Source organism: Pelagicoccus mobilis, from assembly GCF_016595505.1.
Taxonomy (GTDB): domain Bacteria; phylum Verrucomicrobiota; class Verrucomicrobiia; order Opitutales; family Opitutaceae; genus Pelagicoccus; species Pelagicoccus mobilis.
On the sequence record NZ_JAENIL010000032.1, the window covers coordinates 16,694 to 33,737 of the forward strand.

Sequence of the window (17,044 nt, forward strand, 5' to 3'; positions counted from 1 at the left end):
CTAGCGTAATTTCTATGTTTTCCTTCCTCAAAAACGAATCCACCAAGTTGCGGGAAACTGCGAAAAACTGGCTCTACCATGCCGGTAAGGTCTATCATTTCCGCAAGGATTTGTTGAGCGAGACGGAGCTGTCCACGCTCGTGCGTTTGAGCGAGGAGGTTAAGGTCGGGATGAAGGACAAGTCGGATTCGTCTGACAATCGCTTGCGTTCTTCCATCGAGGCTTTGAAGGACCATATGGAGCAGGTGGGGGGCAACTACTACCCACGCACTTCGATGGCGGAGAACGTGGAGTTCTTTTTTGCGGCTCTGATTATCTACGTCGGGTTTACCACCTTTTTCATCAAGCCGTTCAAGATCCCTACCAATTCTATGTGGCCGAGCTACTTTGGAATGACGGGCGAGGTGTATCACGAGGACGAGGATAAGCCTGGCGCGATCGCCAAGGCGTTTCGCTTCGTCAGCTTCGGGGCTAAGCACTATGACGTGAAGGCTCCTGCCAGTGGAGAGTTGCTGATACCGATGCAGCGTAGCGGCAGTGGCTATCAGGTGTTTCGCCGTCCAGCCAACGTGAAGCGCTACTTTCTAATCAATGCTCCGGGGATCGAGCATAGTTTTTATGTGGGCGACGAGCGTGTCTCTTTCAAGTACCCGGCAGACTTCAATTTGGAGAGGCAGGTGCTCGAGCCGATGAAGAAGGCGGGTACTGCTACTCCTTTTGATCGTGTGGCGAGTATGAATGGGCTTGGTCCGGATGCGTTTGCTGGTCAGGTGACGGAGACGGTCTACGACCCGCGAACCGGGCGAAATGTAAATGTGAAGCTGTACTTGTTGCGTACTGGTCGAAAGGTGGAGGAAGGGGAGACCTTGCTGAGCTTTGATCTGATGACGGGTGATCAGCTTTTCGTCGATCGCATGTCTTATCATTTCGTGTCTCCAAAGGTTGGTGACGGCTTTGTGTTTAAAACGGATTCGATTCCTGGTATCCGAGAGGACAAGTTCTACATCAAGCGATTGGTGGGGACGCCGGGCGATAAAGTGCGAATCGACGGTCAAGCTATGATCGTAAATGGCGAGCCGGCTAAAGGTTCGATCGCCTTTGAGAAGAATGCCCAGGGCGTTGATGGCTACGATGGGTATTTGACGATGAAAGGGAAGAGTCGTCTGTCGGTCGACCTGACTCGCGAAAACACTGTTCCCGAGGGGCAGTTTCTCGCCTTGGGCGACAATAGCGACAATAGCGAAGACGGCCGCATGTGGGGCTATGTGCCGGAGGAGGCGGTCGTTGGCCGCCCCATCATGATCTACTATCCGTTTACCAAGCGTTTTGGTCTAGCGAAGTAGCTGTTTTACGCGAGGGGGATGGGGGTGGCTTTGGTGCCGCTGCTGGTGCGTGAAGTCTTCTTGTTTTTGGGAGATACGGGAAGCGTGACGGTCACTGTCGCTCCTTTACCAACTCCTTCGCTGTGGATTTGGAGACTGCCACCTAGGACTTTCGCCGCGTTCGCGCAACTGTGCATGCCGAATCCGTGTCCGTCCTTTTTGGTGGTAAATCCGTGAGTGAAGATCTTGCGGAGGTTGGATTCCGATATGCCGACTCCGTTGTCTGAAATCTGAATACGGACGAAGTTAGGGTCTTCGTCGGTTTTCGCTGATACGCTGATAAGGCCGAGCGGAGTTTGTTGCTCCTGGATAGACTCTTTCGCGTTCTTTATGAAATTTGTCACCATTTGCAGGATACTGTGCTTGTCGGAGACGATTTCTAAGTTGGACTCGAAGTCGGTGTTTATCTCGTAGAGGGAGTGTTCGAGGTCTCCGATGATCAGGTCGATCGCGGACTCGATCAATTCCGGAAGGTTTACTGTCTGCAGGACTTCAACGGTTTTGGCGTGTGTCTGTTGAGTCGCGATGATCTTTTTGATGTGCTCGATGTTCTCGTGGATGCAATCGACTTCGACTTGGTAGTGGGAGAAGTCGTCTAGCAGTACATTCGAGAGTTGGGTCAGGTAGGCGGGGATCGCTTTGCCTTTGGGATCGTCGGTCAGGAATTCTGGGAGGTTTTCCTTGTTGTCGTTGATGAGGTCCGAGACGCGGGAGAGTTTGGTGACGCGTTCGAGTTCGAGGCGTTCTGAGAGGGTAAGGATTCCGACGTTGATGCTGTTGAGGACGTTTCCGACGTTGTGTAGTACATTGGTCGCGACCTCCGCCATGCCCGCTTTGCGAGAGGTTGAGATGATGGTGTCCTGCGCGTTGCGAAGCTCTTCAAGCGCTTGTGTTAGGTCGAGTGTGTTTTGTTCAAGCTCCTGGTTTTTGCTTTCGATCGTCTTGGTTCGCTCGGTCACCATTGACTCGAGTTTGGCGTTGCGATCGTGGAGGCGTTTTGTGAAGCGATAGTATCCAAAATGCACTACGCCGCCCGCTATGAAGAGGTAGAGGAGGTAGGCAAGTGGGGTCGCTGTGGCTTTGGGCTCGATGTGGAAGGGGATCGTGATTTCCGTCTCTTGTTTGGATCCTCCGGAACGCGTTTTGACTTTGAGTTGGTAGTCGCCGTGAGCAAGGCGAGGGAAAGTGAACTGGTTCGATACGCTCCACTTCGACCACTCTTCCGATAGTCCTTCCAGGAAAAAGGAGAATCTAGGTTGCTTGAGCGTGGCGGATCTTGGGTTGCTGAACTCGAAAACGAGGTTTCGAATGTTTGAGCTGAAGTCGAAGATTGGAGTTTCTTCAGTAGAACCGAGATTGGTGTAGAAGCTTCGGGTCCCGTCTATATTTGTCGTTCTGGTGAGGATGGGGGGAGGGGGCGTTGATTGAAACTTGCGATCGAGTTTTTCCAACCTGACGTGAAACATTTGATAGGCTGTTAGCAGGATGGCGTCGCCGTTGGAAAGGAATGAAAAATGGTTTATGAATAGTTCGTCGAGTGGTGCGAGCGACTCGGCGTCTTTTGTGTAGGTTCCGTCGTCTTGTTTCCAGAGGATGTAGTTAAAATTATCGTACGAGACCCAGATGTTTCCGGATGGGTCGGTTCTCACTCTATGGTACGGGCCGGTTTCTCGTGGGAAGTATGAGTCTAGGATGTTTGATCTTTCGAAGCTATCCGAGTTGGGGTCGTATTGATAGATGCCAGTGCGTTCGGCGAACAAGACATCGTCCCCATGTTGCCAAACCGTGATCCAATCGGTGGGTAGCCCTTTTGATTCGTCGTATAGAGTTATTTGAAGTTCGCCGTTCTTGTATTGGATTTTCTGTAGTTTCCCCATGCCGTATTCGATCCAGAAATGATCTGAGGAAGTGCATGCGATTCGGTTCACGAAGTCGGAGCGGGCTGGAGATGCGGCGAGTTGTACTAGCTTGTTCCCTCTTCTTTGGAGAACCATTACCTGCTTGGGGGAGATCGCTAAGATCTTGCTTGGGTCTGAATGGAAGGGGTGGGCTCGTTCGATGCCTGTGATGGTGCTGAGCTTTTTGAGGCCTTTTCGGGTGTGGAGAAATATGCCTTCGTCTGCGAAAAGGTAGAGCCCGTCGTTCGTTGGAAGGATTGCCGAGGAGGAGAGCTCTTCTCCCGTTAGGATGCTTTCAAAGGTTTCGAGTTCCCCGTTGGTGTTGAAGCGTGGCTCGAGGACGGTGCTTTGGTTGTTTAGGTAGGGGATGCCATTCGCTTCTTTTATAGTTGGGTAGAAGAGGTTGGGGCGGATGCGTTGGTCGATAGAGGTGAGAGCGCTGTCGATAAGGATCTTGGCGATCGAGTTATCGGTTAGGGTCCAGAGTGTTCCGTAGCGATCAGAGTGAAGCTGGCCTGCTCCGGCCCAGCGATAATCGATTGGCTTGTGCAGGGTGTGACGCAGCTTTCCGTGTTGGTCGATTATATCGATTCCTTTTCCTGATATTGAAAGGGCAATGAGACCGTCCTTTAGTTGGCAAATGTCGGTTGGGTCTTCCGCGGGGTTGTAATTGAATGGGGAATACGACGAAAGTGGCGCGAAGGGCTCGGTTTTGTAGATTTTGCCGCTTTGGGTGAGGAAGACTATTCCTACGTGAGGAGAGTGTGAGAACTTTACGATGACGTCCCTGCCAGTGAACCCAGTGAAGGAGGGGACAACGGTAAAGTCGCCATTCTTGAACTTGAGGAGGCCTTCGTCTTCGGTCGCTACGAACAGGCTGTTGTTTTTGACGATCGATCCTTTTGTCCAGGTATCCAGTTTGTGGACTCTGGTTTTTGCGTTAGCGAGGTTGTGCTGGATTACGCTTTGCTCTCCGATGAAGAAGAGTTCGTCCCCAATGTTGTGGGCGGTCGCGAAAAACTCGTTCTCGACGGTTTGTAGGCTCTCGGCTTCGATCGGAGTGAAGACGACGCCATGTTCGATCGATCCCTCGAATCTTCCGAAATTGCCTTGGCTTGCCGCGTACAGGCCAGATTCAGTCCAAATTAGACTGCGAATCGAGTTTCTGGTGTTCGAGGTCTGGTATATGATGTTCCACGAGGATCCGTCGTATATGTGCACGCCGGCTTCGTTGCAGTAGAAGAGGCGGCCATCTGGAGCGCTTGTTATGAAGTTGCCTTGTGATGAGCCCCCGATGTCCTTCTCGTCGAAGATTTCGTAGGGAAGGATGCCGGCTAGGTTGAGGGGGGCATTCAGGGGCTGGCTGGATGGCGCAGCCGAAATATGGGACGCGAAAAGCGCTATCGATACAGTGACCAGTGGGATCAGCTTCATCGCACTGCTAGGGCTATGGGGATTGGGTTCCTTCTGATGTCGGTATCCAGCGTTCCAGTACCTCGCTCAGCGCGTTAACGCGGAGAGGCTTGGTTATGAAGTCCTGCATGCCTGCGTCTTTGCATTGCTCTTTGACTTCTGCGAATGCGTTGGCCGTCAGGGCGACGATGGGAACATCGCTTCTAGGGGAATCGCTCTCACGTATCTTCCGGGTGGCGGCAATGCCGTCGAGTTCGGGCATTTGCAGATCCATGAGGACCAGGTCGAAATCTTCAGTGGTGGCCTTCTCGTAAGCTTCTAGACCGTTTTCGGCGAGCTCGACTTCGAACTTCATTTGCTTGAGGAAGCGTTTGCCGAGCTTTCGGTTGATGGCGTTGTCGTCGACGAGGAGGATGCGTTTGGAGCCGAAGTCCTGATGGACCGCTTTTTGGACGCTATCGGTTTCCTCCTTTTCGGTTTTGGTTTTCTCGATCTCGACGGGCTTGGCGTTGTCGGTTGGGAGCGGGAGTTCGAGCACGAAGATGAAGGAAGAGCCTTTGCCGAGTTCGCTGGTGACGTCGATCCGCGCGTTCATGGCGTCGGCGAGCAGTTTGCAAATTGCCAAGCCGAGCCCTGTGCCTCCGTATTCGCGGGTGGTCGAGGAGTCTGCTTGCATGAAAGCGGAGAAGAGGCGTTCGATGGTGGAAGGGCTCATCCCGATGCCTTCGTCCCGGATTTCGATGTTCAGCACGACGCTGTCGTCTTTTCTCTGTTCGGTTCGCAGTGAAAGGGTCACCACACCGTCACGACCGAATTTGAAAGCGTTGTTCAGGAGGTTTAGAACGACCTGGCGGATGCGGGCGGGATCTCCGACCACGAGTTCGGGCAGGGTTTCCTCTTGTTCCAGGTTCAGGGTGACGTTGTGTTTGGTGAGTGCAGTATCCATGAGGTTGGTGCACTCTCTAGCGAGGTCTTTCAGCGAGAAGGGGGTCCGTTCTAGCTCAAGTTGGCCGCTTTCGTATTTCGAGTAATCGAGGATGTCGTTGATGATGATCATCAACGCGTCGCCGCTGGTTTGGATGATGTTGGCGAATTCGCGATCCGAGTCGGGCAAGCTCGGGGAGTGGTTGAGCATATGGGATGCTCCGATGATGCCGTTGAGCGTGGTGCGAATCTCGTGACTCATGGTCGCAAGGAAACGTCCTTTGGCTCTTTCGGCTGATCGGGCTTCCTCGACTGCGATCTGTAGCTCGGTGTTGAGTTTGTTGAGCGTTTGATTGGCTTCGGTAATCTGGGTAGTACGCGTTTCGACTTTGCGCTCGAGATCGTCGAGGAGGTCGCGGGTGCGTTTCTCGGCGAGCCACTTTTCGCTCAGGGCGACTGCGAGCTGATAGACTTCTGCCTGATCGAAGGGTTTTTTGAGGATTAGCAGGCGATCGGTATGTCCGACGCGTTCGATGATCTGGCGCCAGGAGTAGTCGCTGTAAGCGCTGCAGATGACGAGCTGGATGTTGGGGTCGACTTTGAAGACTTCTTCTACGGTTTTGAGGCCGTCCCAGCCTGGTGGCATACGCATGTCGACAAACGCGACGGTGTAGGGGCTGTCGGTTTGGCAGGCGTCTTTGATCTTTTGGTAGCCTTCTTCGCCTTGATAGGCGTGGTCGATTTCAAAGCTGAACTGAAGCTCGGTTTCAGCTTCGGAGCTCCGCTCGTCGTCGAACATGAGACGGTCCAGTTCTTCTAGAGCGCGTTCGCTCTTGCTGGAGGAAGTAGGGGAGAGGACTTTCTCGAAGTCTGAGTGGATCGACTCGGTATCATCGATCACGAGGATGCGCCGTCGTGGCGCGTTGGGGTGCGGCTCGATCATCTTCTATGGGGATGCTGGTCGAGTGTAGGACGAAGCATGGGAATGGTCTGGGTCAGTGAATGGGAGACGCTGTGGTGCGGCGTCTAGGAATCCTTCGCTTCATCTTCGGCGTGATGTCGTCAATTGTAAGCCTGGAAGGCGGTTCAGGGGCCTTTTGAAATAAGTTTTACTCTAGGTCCGCTATTAGCTGGATTGGCATCGCGCCGGGGCTTGGCAATTATGCCTAATAGGGCTTGAACCAAGGCTGGAATCGCTGTGAATCGAAGGTGGATTATCTCTTTCGATCTCAAGGCCTTTTGCCTTGACAATAGGGAAGCCAAAAAGGGTATTAGCCGGTTTTCTGGCGGCGATTATGCGATGCTGGGATGCCTGTTTTCCGTATCCTAGATTTTTGCACCAAGACGAACCCGGAATAATAACAACATAGCTCTGATTTGACGTTGCCTCGATCCCACTGTCGAGGAGCGTCTTTACTCTAACATGAAATCGAATCGATCGTCTCTCACTAAGTCTGGACTCCGACTCGCAATGGTCGGATTTTTAGCGTCTTTGGTTGCCGCTACCTCGAGCGCTAACGACGAGAAGGGCAAGCAGCTCTACGTCAATTGTGTGGCTTGCCACCAAGCTGATGGCTCCGGCAACAAGCTTCTCAACGCTCCGGCGATCGCTGGACTTTCAGAAAAGTACGTTGGCGAGCAGATCAAGAAGTTCAAGGAAGGTCATCGCGGTGGAGATCCACGCGACGCTACCGGTCTGCAGATGCGTCCGATGTCGATGTTGCTGACGTCCGAAGCGGATATCGCAGCTGTCTCCAAGTACGTGGCTTCGCTTCCTGCGAAAACTCACCCGGACACGATCGAAGGCGGCAACCCGGAAACTGGCAAGGCTCTCTACATGACGTGCCAAGCCTGCCATGGCGCGGACGGCAAGGGTAACGATCTGCTCAACGCTCCTTCTCTTCTTGGCCAGCACGACTGGTATCACGTGGCGCAGCTAAAGAAGTTCAAGGATGGCATCCGCGGTGGCAACCCAGCCGACATCACCGGTTCCCAGATGCGTCCGATGGCTATGACTTTGGCGAACGATCAAGCGGTTAAGGATGTTGTTGCCTACATCCAGACGCTGAACAAGTAGCGCGCCGCCTTATCCTCCTCCTTTCCACCCTCAAGACCTGACAGAATGAGCGAAGAGAACACACCTCCAGATCCGGAACAAGAGCAGTACGCGTATGCGATTACGCGTCGGCTCTTCAAATTCACGCTTTGGGGAACGGTTTTGTTCTCCGGCACGATCCTCGCAATCTGGTATTTCTTCCATCTGGTCGCGTAGCTTGCCTGACAGCTTTGCGTACTGCTTAACCTAATCCTCACATGCTAGAGTACTTCCTTCCAAGGGCCTCATCGTTCGCTGGAAGCATCGACCATCTCTTCGACCTGATCACGTATCTGGTCATGTTTTGGTTTTTGCTGACCATGGCGTTCTTCTTCTACGTCGTTTTCCGTTTTCGCGCCAAAGCGGGGCAAAAAGCCCAATACGTCACGGGCGAGAAGCACAAGGAGAAGATGGCGGTGGAAATTCCGCACTATCTGATCCTCGTTTGCGACCTGGTTATTCTCATCTACACCTTCAAGGTGTGGCATGAGGTTAAGATCGATATGCCTGAGTTCGATGAAGAGGTTCGCGTCATCTCCCAGCAATGGGCTTGGACGTTTGAACACGCTGGTGCGGACGGCATTCTCGATACGGACGACGATATCGTGACGATCAATGAGCTCGTTCTTAAAAAGGACACGCAGTACAAGTACGAGCTGCAAGCGCTCGACGTGATGCACAGTTTCTCGATTCCGGTTTTCCGTTTGAAGCAGGACTCTATCCCCGGCCGTAACATTTACGGTCACTTCAAGCCGATCCTCGAAGGGGAATGGGATATCCAGTGTGCGGAAATGTGCGGTTATGGACACGGTTTCATGCCGGCACGCGTTAAGATCCTTCCTGCAGACGAATATGATGCTTGGATCGCTGCCAACACGCCTGCTGATGCGGCGAACACTGCCTACGCTAACAACGACGAATCTGAACTGAAGGAGGCCTCTAACAATGGCTGATACTGCAACTGCAACCGCCGTTGATCATCACGACGATCACGGTCATTCCGAGTCTTTCTGGAGCAAGTACATCTTCTCCACCGACCATAAAATTATCGGTTTCCAATACCTGTTCACAGGTATGGCGATGGGACTCATCGGAGGATTCTTCTCCTATGTTTTCCGCATGCACCTGGCATTTCCAGGTTCTGAAGTTCCTTTCTTCGGAATCGTTTCGCCAGCGGCTTATAACTCTCTGGTCACCAACCACGGTACTATCATGATTTTCTGGGTAGCGATGCCAGTTCTCATCGCTGCTTTGGGTAACTTCCTGATCCCTCTCATGATCGGATGTGACGATATGGTCTTTCCGAGGATCAACCGTCTCTCTTATCAGATCTTCCTTATCAGCGCGATTGTGCTGATCGCTTCCTTCTTCGTCCCTCAGGGCGGTTTCGGAGGTGCGTGGACCGCTTATCCTCCACTGTCGTCGGAGGCTGAATACAATGGAACGCCGTTCGGGGCGCCTATGTGGCTGATAGCGGTGACGCTGGAAATTGTAGCGTTCCTTTTGGGTGGTATCAACTTCATCACCACAGTAATGAACGCCCGTGCTAAGGGCATGAAGCTCTACGACATCCCAATGGTTGTTTGGATGATCGTTATCGCTTCCATCCTCTTCATGGCTTCAGTTGGACCACTCGTTGCTGGTGCTGTGATGCTGCTTTTCGACCAGACCTTAGGGACTGGATTCTTCGACCCGGCAGCAGGGGGCGATCCAGTTCTCTGGCAGCACCTGTTCTGGTTCTTCGGTCACCCTGAAGTATACGTGGTACTCCTCCCAGCGATGGGTGTTGTGATCGAGATCATCTGTACCTTCGCTCGTAAGAAGCTCTTCGGCTACAAGATGATCCTATACAGCTCAGTTGGCTTGGGTATCCTCAGTTTCTTCGTTTGGGCTCACCACCAGTTCATCTCTGGTGTAGATCCACGTGCAACTTACCTTTTCACCACGACGACACTTCTGATCTCGATTCCGGTCGCTCTCATGCTCTTCGCCATGATCGGTACACTCTGGGGCGGTTCGATCCGCTTCACGACCGCGATGCTTTTCGCTTTGTCATTCATCGCTGAATTCCTCATCGGTGGTGTGACTGGTATCTGGCTCGGCTCGAGTGGCACGGACATCTATTTGCACGATACGTACTTTGTATTGGCTCACTTCCACTACACTTTCGTACCGATCGCGATCATTGGTACATTCTCAGCCCTCTACTACTGGTTCCCGAAGATGTTCGGCCGCAAGCTCAACGAGTTCTGGGGTAAGATTCACTTCTGGGGTACGATCATCCCATTCAACGGGATCTTCCTTCCGCTCTTCATTTTGGGCGCAGCAGGGCAGCACCGACGTATCGCTGGTTACACGGCGTATCCGGACCTCTACACTGAGAATTTCCAAGACCTTCGCGTTTTCGCGACTGGCTCGCTCATCGTTTTGATCCTCTTCCAAATCCCATTCTTCGTTAACTTTATCGTTAGCTTGAAGCGTGGTCAGAAGGCGGGACCAAATCCATGGAACGCGAACACGCTAGAGTGGGTTGCTCCATCTCCACCTCCACATGGCAACTTCGGTGATGACCTCCCGCAAGTTTACCGTGGTCCTTACGAGTTCTCAGTTGAAGGACGTGAGGAAGACTACTGGCCTCAGAACGAGCCTGATCCAGGTCCGTCAGAAACATCCAAGTAATAGCAACGTAACCAATCTCTAGATACAATGGGTCATAAAATCATTGCAACGGGCCGTAGCGCTACTGGCATCCCAACTGGCCGTCTCGCGGTTTGGTGGGTTATCGCTTCTGAAATCGTAATTTTCGGCGGCTTGATCGCGACATATTTGCTCAACCGTTTCTTGCACGGTTCTTGGGCGGAGTCGGCTGCTTACACCAATACTTTCATCGGCGGCGCGAATACCTTCTGGCTGCTCACTTCTAGTTACTTCGTAGTGCTCGCGCACTCTGCTGCTGAAAAGCGTGACGCGAAGACTGCGCGTAAGTACCTGTGGTACACAATTGGGCTAGGTGGCATGTTCATGGGCTTCAAGAGCTATGAGTATGCGACTGAAATTTCGCACGGCTTTACTCTCTTCACGAGTAACTTCTGGAGCTTCTACTACACGGCGACCGGACTTCACGGTTTCCACGTTCTATGCGGTATGGTCATTATGGCGATCATCGCGGAAAACGACATCAAGAAGGAGCGTAACTGGCATCGAGTGGAAAACATCGGTCTCTACTGGCACTTTGTAGACATCGTTTGGATCTTCCTCTTCCCGCTCCTCTACATCGCTAAGTAGTTTAAACCCGAATACGGAATAATTTCAGAAATGGCATCACATAGTCATCCAAGTTACCTTAAGATCTACATCATGCTGCTAGTGCTCTTCGTGATCAGCGTCGCTGGACCTGAGATCGCAGACATTATGAAGCTAGAAGGGGCTACTCGCCTCATACTCGTATTGATCACCGCTTTTGGTATCGCTTTGGTTAAAGCGTACTACGTTCTCGCATACTTCATGCATTTGAAGTTCGAGAAGATTTACGCCCCGTACATTCTTCTGTCGATGGTCGCTCTATTGTTCGTGTTCTTCTTTGGCACAGCGACGGACGCTATGAAGTCAGAAGGTCACAACTGGGAGAAAACTCCAATCGTTCTCCCTGAAGACAAGGGCTTTGATCACCATGACGACCACGGTGATCATTCACACGACGATCACAGCGGCCACGACCACTAGGTCCGGCGCTTTTCTAAAATGAGGTACGCGGAGGCAGGATTGTCAGCAGAGGGCGGTTCCAGCAAGGAACCGATCTTCTCCAATAGCGTATTGGGAGTCATCATCTTCATTATGGCGGAGGTGATGTTCTTTCTTGGATTGATCAGCGCATTCATGATCTCCAAGGCCAATGCGGTCGAGTGGCCTCCGGTCGGGCAACCGCGGCTTCCGGTTGAAGCGACTGCTTTCAACACTGCTATTCTGCTTTTGAGCGGAGTGACGATGTACCTCACGGGGCGTGCCTTTGATCGCGAAGGATTTAGCTCGAAGAGCAAGATGCTCTTTCTCGTGACCTTGGGCCTAGGAACGTTTTTCGTCGTCTTCCAAGGTTTCGAGTGGGCTCGCATCCTCAGTGACGGTTTGACCATGCAATCTGGAAACTACGGCGCCTTTTTCTACCTCATAATTGGCGCCCATGCGATTCATGCGGTCGGATCTTTGATTGCTCAGGGGCGTTTGTTTTGGAAATTCCGCAAGGGAACGCTTCGATTGCAGAGTTTTAGGGCAGGGCAGACCTTCTGGTACTTCGTAGTCGGCGTTTGGCCTGTGCTCTACTATCTGGTTTATCTCGACTAGGATTCGGAAGATGAAGATATCGCGTTCAAGTTCATCTGTTCGGTTGGCTTTCTTTTTGATTGCCGCGCTTTCACTCGTGAGTGTCAGCCAAGCCTGTTCGGTTTGCGTGGTTGGTAAAGAGGAGGCTCGTACCGCTTACTATGCGACAACGGCGATTCTTAGCTTCTTGCCGCTAATCATGATCGGCGGCGTCGTTTACTATATCTTCAAGAAGAACCGCAAGATCCAGAAGGATTAGCGAATCTGATTTTTGTGAATTAGAGTTATTCATCATTCTAATGTTGCATTAAGAAGAAAAAGAGCTCATTATTTCACGAAAATAAAGAGGGATGAAATCCGACACTACAGAGACCTTAGAATTTTCGAATGCGCAGAGCAGCAAGAGCTTTGTGATCAAGGTATTGGGCACTTGTCTCGTCGCCGTTTGGGCGTTCGCTTACAGCGTGTTGAATGGAAGTCCGATCGAGGAGGTTTCCGATTTAGGCACCACTTACGAAGAAGTGGGAAGTGAGTGAGGCGGTTTAGATCGCCAAGAGCAATTTGAGTAGAATTAGGTTAGGTTTGTAGTTAAAAGGCCGCGGTTTTATCCGCGGCCTTAAAATTTTTGATAGAGTCTGACTGTCCCGATTAGCGCTCGGTGAGGGCGTTCATCTTGGCTCGAAGGAGAGGCTTGAAGATGTAGTCGAGGATCGTCTTTTCGCCGGTAAGGATATCGACCTCAACCTGCATGCCCGGGATGATCTTTAGACTTTGTTCCGAGGTCGAAAGGGTCCGCTCGCTGGTTCGGACGCGAATTGTGTAGAAGCTGTCACCCCGTTCGTCGGTTAGTGTGTCGGCGCTTATGTGTTCTACGACTCCCTTAAGCCCGCCATAGATCGAGAAATCGTAGGCTGTCAGCTTTACGGTCGCTTCTTGGCCTGGGTGGATGAACCCGATGTCCTTAGGGGCAACGTTTGCCTCAACAATCAGGTCGCTCTCGTTGGGTACGATCTCGATGATCGGTTCTCCCGAGCGGATGACTCCTCCTAGCGTTTTGAAGTTCACCTTGTTGATGGTGCCTGTGACGGGAGATTGGATATTGGTGCGGCGAATCTTGTCTTCGAAGGCGATGATGTTTTGCAGGACCTGCTCGAGTTTTCCTTTGGCGTCGTTGCGGCTGGTGAGGACTTCCTTGGTATACTCGGATTGGATACGAGCGAGTTCGCTTTCAGTGTCGTTTACGACGGATTCCAATCGTAGTAGCTCCACTTGGGAGACGATTCCTTTAGCGGCGAGGGGACGGGTCATGTCCAGCTCTTTTCGCTTGAACTCGAGGCTCTTCGTCAGGTGCTCGACCGAACTTTTCAGATTTTCCCGTCTGCTTTGGAAGAGCTTGCTTTCGCTCTGGACGAGGTCTTGACGGTGTTCGGCGATGTGTTGAGGGAACTCAATTGTCTCTTGAGCGGCCGCTTCCGCTTCCAGGCGAGCGATGCTTGCCATGAGGTTGTCGCGTTGAGCGGAGCTTTCACTCATGGCTGCGGTGAAGGCGGTACTGTCGATCTTGAGCAGACTCTGGCCCTTTTCAACGATGTCGCCTTCAGCTACTTTCAACTCGGACAGGATGCCGCCTTCAAGGCTTTGCACGACTTGTAGGTAGGAGCTGGGTACCACTTTCCCCTGCCCGCGAGTGACCTCGTCGATCGAGGACTTGCTGGCCCAGAAGGTGAACGCGGAGATGATCCCAACGATTACGAAAAGCAAAATGCTAGCGTAGGGGCTGCGGTTTTCGAGGAACGCAGCCTTGGTGTCGGCGACGAAATCGAGATCGCTCTTTTGAGGTTTCACGTCCTGTTTGGGGGCGGGTGTTGGTTTGTTGCTTTGCTCAGACATTAGTTTCTTCCGGCTCCACCTGAAAGTTGTCTCATTACTTCTGCCTTTGGTCCATTGGCGGCGATTTTGCCTTGGTCCATAACGATGATGCGATCGGCTAGTTTGAGCATGGATGGCTTGTGGGTTGAGAGGATTAGGGTGCGATCGCCTTCGTTTCCGTATGTGTCCATGCTTGAGATGAACTCGCGTTCGGCGTTCGCGTCCATGGCGCTCGTCGGTTCGTCCATGACCAGAACGGGCGGCTTGGCGATGAGGGCCCGGGCGATGTTGATCGCTTGGCGTTGTCCGCCGGAGAGGCGTTCTCCGCGCTCGCCGATTTGCAGGTCGTAGCCCATTGGGTGAACGGATGCGTAACGCTCTACGCCGGAGAGCTTGGAGGCTTTGAGCAAGTCTTCCTCTTCTGCCCAAGGGGCGCCCATCATGATGTTTTCTTTGAGAGATCCGAAAAAGAGATTGTTGTCCTGAGCAATGTATCCAAGGCGACGGCGCAGTTCGGCCGGGTCGAGCTGGCGGATATCAGTGCCGTTGACCAAAATCATTCCAGAGGTGGGCTGATAGAAACCGAGTATAAGGCGGAGCAGGGTGCTCTTCCCTGAACCAACGCGTCCGAGAATCGCGACCTTCTCGCCGGGCTCTATCGTAAAACTGGCATTGCGTACGGCGGGCTCAGTATCCTCCGAATAGGAAAAGGTAACTTCCTTGAATTCGATGCTTGGGCGGAAGTCGTTTTTGCGAACGTAGTTCCGGTTCTCTTCACGTTCTTGCGGAAGCTCTACGATTTCGTTGAGGCCCTTAAGCGAGAGTAGCGATTGCTGTAGGCGAGAGAGCAACGAAGCGACCTGACCGATCGGCCCCATTGCTCGGCCTGCTAGAATAGTACAGCCGATCAATGCTCCCATGCTCATCTCTCCTTCGCGTATCCGAAATACGGATGCGACGACGATACAAACGGAAACCATTTGCGTTACGAAGATGGTGAAGTTCGTGGCTGCCGCAGAGATTCGGCGGGATGCGACTTCACTCTTCGCGGAGTTGCCGAGGAAACTCTCCATTCGGCGCTGGAAGATGCCAGCGGCAGAGAGTCCGCGAATGGCTTCGAAGCCTCCGATCGCTTCGACAAGCAACGCGTGCTTTTGAGCTGCGGCGCCTTGTGACGATTCAGCCGCACGCTTGAGAGGGATATGCAGTGCGGCGCCGATGGCTAGCACTGCCAAGATTCCTGCGAGCGGAATGAAGGCGACCCATCCGGCGATGAAATACATGAACCCGATGAAGAGCAATACGAAGGGGAGATCGACGAGGGTCGCCAAAGTTGCGGAAGTGAAGAACTCGCGAAGGCTTTCGTACCCTTTGACTTGGTTGGCGAAGCTTCCGGCGGAAGCTGGCTTATGCTGCATCTTGATGCCGAGGACTCGCTGGAAGATGAAGCTGGAGAGTAGGACGTCCGCGTTTTTCCCTGCCTTGTCGATGAGGGCGCTGCGCAAGGTTTTGAGCAGGAAGTCGAAGGCGTAGACGAGAGTGACGCCGATGGCCAGTACCCAGAGGGTGTCGATGGCGTTGTTCGGAATGACGCGGTCGTAGACGTTCATAACGAACATCGAGCCAGCGACGGCGAAGAGGTTGATGAATACGGCTGCGATCAGTACATTGCGGTAGACGCGGCGGTATTTCCAAAGAGTACCCCAGAACCAGTTTTTGGATGAGACTGTACTCGTGGAATCATCGGCACGGGAACCGAAAGCGAATTCCGGTTTGAGGAAGATACAGCTTCCGATGTATTCAGATTCCAACTTCTCTTGACTGAGGGAAACCTGACCGGATCCCGTTTCTGGAAGAATGACTGAATAGTCGTGGCCGGAGCGACCGGTGAGTACGGCTGCTCGATTGTCCTTTAAAAGAAGTACGCAGGGGAAAACGAGCTCGGGAATGGAGGCGAGGGATCGTTTTACGATGCGGGCGGAAAAGTTTGCGTTGTTCGCGGCGCGAACGAAAAGGCGCGGGGTGAGGCGATTGTCGACGAGGGGAAGCCCGGAGGTGAGGACGTCGCCGGAGAGTTGGCGATCGTGAAGCTTGCCGATGAGAATGAGGCAATCCAGAAGCTGATCGTCAAAGACTGGCGGCTCCTCGGCAGGACGAGTCTTCGCCTCTGCTTTAGGCTCAGGCTTTGCCAGGCGAGACTTGGGGGGAGTCTTGCGAATCGCTGGCGCGAGCCGGCTGTTTTTCTTGTCGGAGATCATTAGAGGTTGCTGGTCAGGTCGATGAGGGATTCGTGAAGTTGCTCCATTTCGCGGAGTTTTCGTTCCATCTCACGCTGCTCGGTTACGTCTTCGATGGTGCCTTCTAGGAAAATGCCGTCGGTGTTTTCGTCCTCGATGGACCAGACGTTTATGATGGCTTCCATGACGGTCCCGTCTTTGCGATGGAAGATTGCCTCGAAGCGTCCTCCTTGAGCCGCTTCCTCGGCGAGGTCTACGGTGTAGGCTTCCTGAGTGTCGTTGTCATAAACTTCCGGTGTCAGCTTTTCGGATACTTCGATGCATTCTTCGCGTGAAGAGAAACCGAGGGCTCCCGCTAGGAAGGTGTTCACGTCGAGAATGTTGCTTTCTCCGTCGCATCGGAAAATGCCGATGGCGGCGTTTTCGAAGAATCCGCGGTATTGCGCTTCGCTCTCGCGCAGCTTGCTTTCGAGGCGGATTTTCTCGCGGCGGTTGGCCGTTTCCTTGAGGTGGGTTTCGATGGCTGGGAGCAATCGGGCAGTGTTGCCCTTCATTATGTAGTCGTTGGCTCCCATCTTCATGAGGTCGACGGCGCTTTCTTCGCCGATCTTGCCGGAGACGAGAATGAAGGGGATGTCCAGGTCGTAGGTCTGGAAAAGCTCGAGCGCTTGCATGCCGTCGAACTCGGGCATCTGGTAGTCGGAGATGACGATGTCCCACTCGTGGTTGTCGAGTTGCTCCTGCATGTCGTCGCGGGTCTCGACACGTTCGCTGGTGACTTCGTATCCGTTTTTCTTGAGAAGATTGGCGGTGAACTTCGCTTCAATCTTGGAGTCTTCGACGATGAGGACTCTGAGCTTACCTTTTGAAGTCTTGTTGTTTGATGTGGAACTCATGTGACTGGAATGT

The 17,044-nt window shown here is 52.8% G+C and carries 15 protein-coding genes; 10 read left to right on the plus strand and 5 right to left on the minus strand.

Translation table 11 applies throughout. The features are described from left to right. Positions 1-14 precede the first annotated feature (14 nt). Positions 15-1,343 (plus strand): signal peptidase I, encoded by a 1,329-nt coding sequence (gene lepB / locus JIN87_RS16825; protein ID WP_200356759.1) that lies wholly within the window; start codon positions 15-17, stop codon positions 1,341-1,343. 5 nt (positions 1,344-1,348) lie between these two features. Here the strand turns inward: lepB and JIN87_RS16830 are convergent, their stop codons facing one another. Both JIN87_RS16830 and JIN87_RS16835 read right to left on the minus strand, forming a co-directional pair. After that, a complete protein-coding gene (locus JIN87_RS16830; RefSeq protein WP_200356760.1) occupies positions 1,349-4,714 on the minus strand; it encodes an ATP-binding protein in 3,366 nt (1,121 codons plus the stop codon). A 13-nt stretch (positions 4,715-4,727) separates the two neighbouring features. Next, a complete protein-coding gene (locus tag JIN87_RS16835) occupies positions 4,728-6,560 on the minus strand; it encodes a response regulator (protein ID WP_200356761.1) in 1,833 nt (610 codons plus the stop codon). A gap of 480 nt (positions 6,561-7,040) precedes the next feature. Here JIN87_RS16835 and JIN87_RS16840 point away from each other — a divergent pair, with 480 nt between their 5' ends. The 9 genes from JIN87_RS16840 to JIN87_RS16880 all read left to right on the plus strand — a co-directional run bounded on the left by JIN87_RS16840 (position 7,041) and on the right by JIN87_RS16880 (position 12,565). After that, on the plus strand, positions 7,041-7,694 hold the full coding sequence (locus tag JIN87_RS16840; RefSeq protein ID WP_200356762.1) for a c-type cytochrome: 654 nt from the start codon (positions 7,041-7,043) through the stop codon (positions 7,692-7,694). Between the two features lie 45 nt (positions 7,695-7,739). Beyond that, positions 7,740-7,889 carry a hypothetical protein gene (locus JIN87_RS16845; RefSeq protein ID WP_200356763.1) on the plus strand — a complete coding sequence of 50 codons (150 nt, stop codon included), beginning with the start codon at positions 7,740-7,742 and terminating at the stop codon, positions 7,887-7,889. A gap of 41 nt (positions 7,890-7,930) precedes the next feature. Then, positions 7,931-8,665, plus strand: a complete 735-nt coding sequence (locus JIN87_RS16850; RefSeq protein ID WP_200356764.1) for a cytochrome c oxidase subunit II — start codon at positions 7,931-7,933, stop codon at positions 8,663-8,665. Further along, positions 8,658-10,391, plus strand: a complete 1,734-nt coding sequence (locus JIN87_RS16855; protein ID WP_200356765.1) for a cytochrome c oxidase subunit I — start codon at positions 8,658-8,660, stop codon at positions 10,389-10,391. Before JIN87_RS16850 ends, JIN87_RS16855 begins: the two co-directional genes overlap by 8 nt. Positions 10,392-10,418: 27 nt before the next feature. Next, on the plus strand, positions 10,419-10,997 hold the full coding sequence (locus JIN87_RS16860) for a cytochrome c oxidase subunit 3 (RefSeq protein WP_200356766.1): 579 nt from the start codon (positions 10,419-10,421) through the stop codon (positions 10,995-10,997). 30 nt (positions 10,998-11,027) lie between these two features. After that, the gene (locus tag JIN87_RS16865; RefSeq protein ID WP_200356767.1) at positions 11,028-11,435 is read left to right on the plus strand and encodes a cytochrome C oxidase subunit IV family protein; all 408 of its coding nucleotides are present in this window, start codon (positions 11,028-11,030) and stop codon (positions 11,433-11,435) included. 18 nt (positions 11,436-11,453) lie between these two features. Next, positions 11,454-12,050, plus strand: coding sequence for a cytochrome c oxidase subunit 3 (locus tag JIN87_RS16870; RefSeq protein WP_200356768.1), 597 nt, complete (start codon positions 11,454-11,456; stop codon positions 12,048-12,050). 10 nt (positions 12,051-12,060) lie between these two features. After that, positions 12,061-12,288, plus strand: a complete 228-nt coding sequence (locus tag JIN87_RS16875; protein WP_200356769.1) for a hypothetical protein — start codon at positions 12,061-12,063, stop codon at positions 12,286-12,288. Positions 12,289-12,379: 91 nt separating this feature from the next. After that, positions 12,380-12,565: a hypothetical protein gene (locus JIN87_RS16880; protein WP_200356770.1), complete on the plus strand. Its 186-nt coding sequence runs from the start codon at positions 12,380-12,382 to the stop codon at positions 12,563-12,565. A 112-nt stretch (positions 12,566-12,677) separates the two neighbouring features. On the opposite strand, the gene JIN87_RS16885 is transcribed toward JIN87_RS16880, so the two are convergent. Genes JIN87_RS16885 through JIN87_RS16895 form a run of 3 tightly spaced genes read right to left on the minus strand, consistent with a single transcriptional unit; the run spans position 12,678 to position 17,031 of the window. Then, positions 12,678-13,919, minus strand: coding sequence for an HlyD family type I secretion periplasmic adaptor subunit (locus JIN87_RS16885; protein ID WP_200356771.1), 1,242 nt, complete (start codon positions 13,917-13,919; stop codon positions 12,678-12,680). Further along, positions 13,919-16,156 (minus strand): type I secretion system permease/ATPase, encoded by a 2,238-nt coding sequence (locus tag JIN87_RS16890; protein ID WP_200356772.1) that lies wholly within the window; start codon positions 16,154-16,156, stop codon positions 13,919-13,921. The genes JIN87_RS16885 and JIN87_RS16890 overlap by 1 nt, the downstream gene beginning before the upstream one ends. Then, the gene (locus JIN87_RS16895; protein WP_200356773.1) at positions 16,156-17,031 is read right to left on the minus strand and encodes a PAS domain-containing response regulator; all 876 of its coding nucleotides are present in this window, start codon (positions 17,029-17,031) and stop codon (positions 16,156-16,158) included. The genes JIN87_RS16890 and JIN87_RS16895 overlap by 1 nt, the downstream gene beginning before the upstream one ends. Positions 17,032-17,044 lie beyond the last annotated feature (13 nt).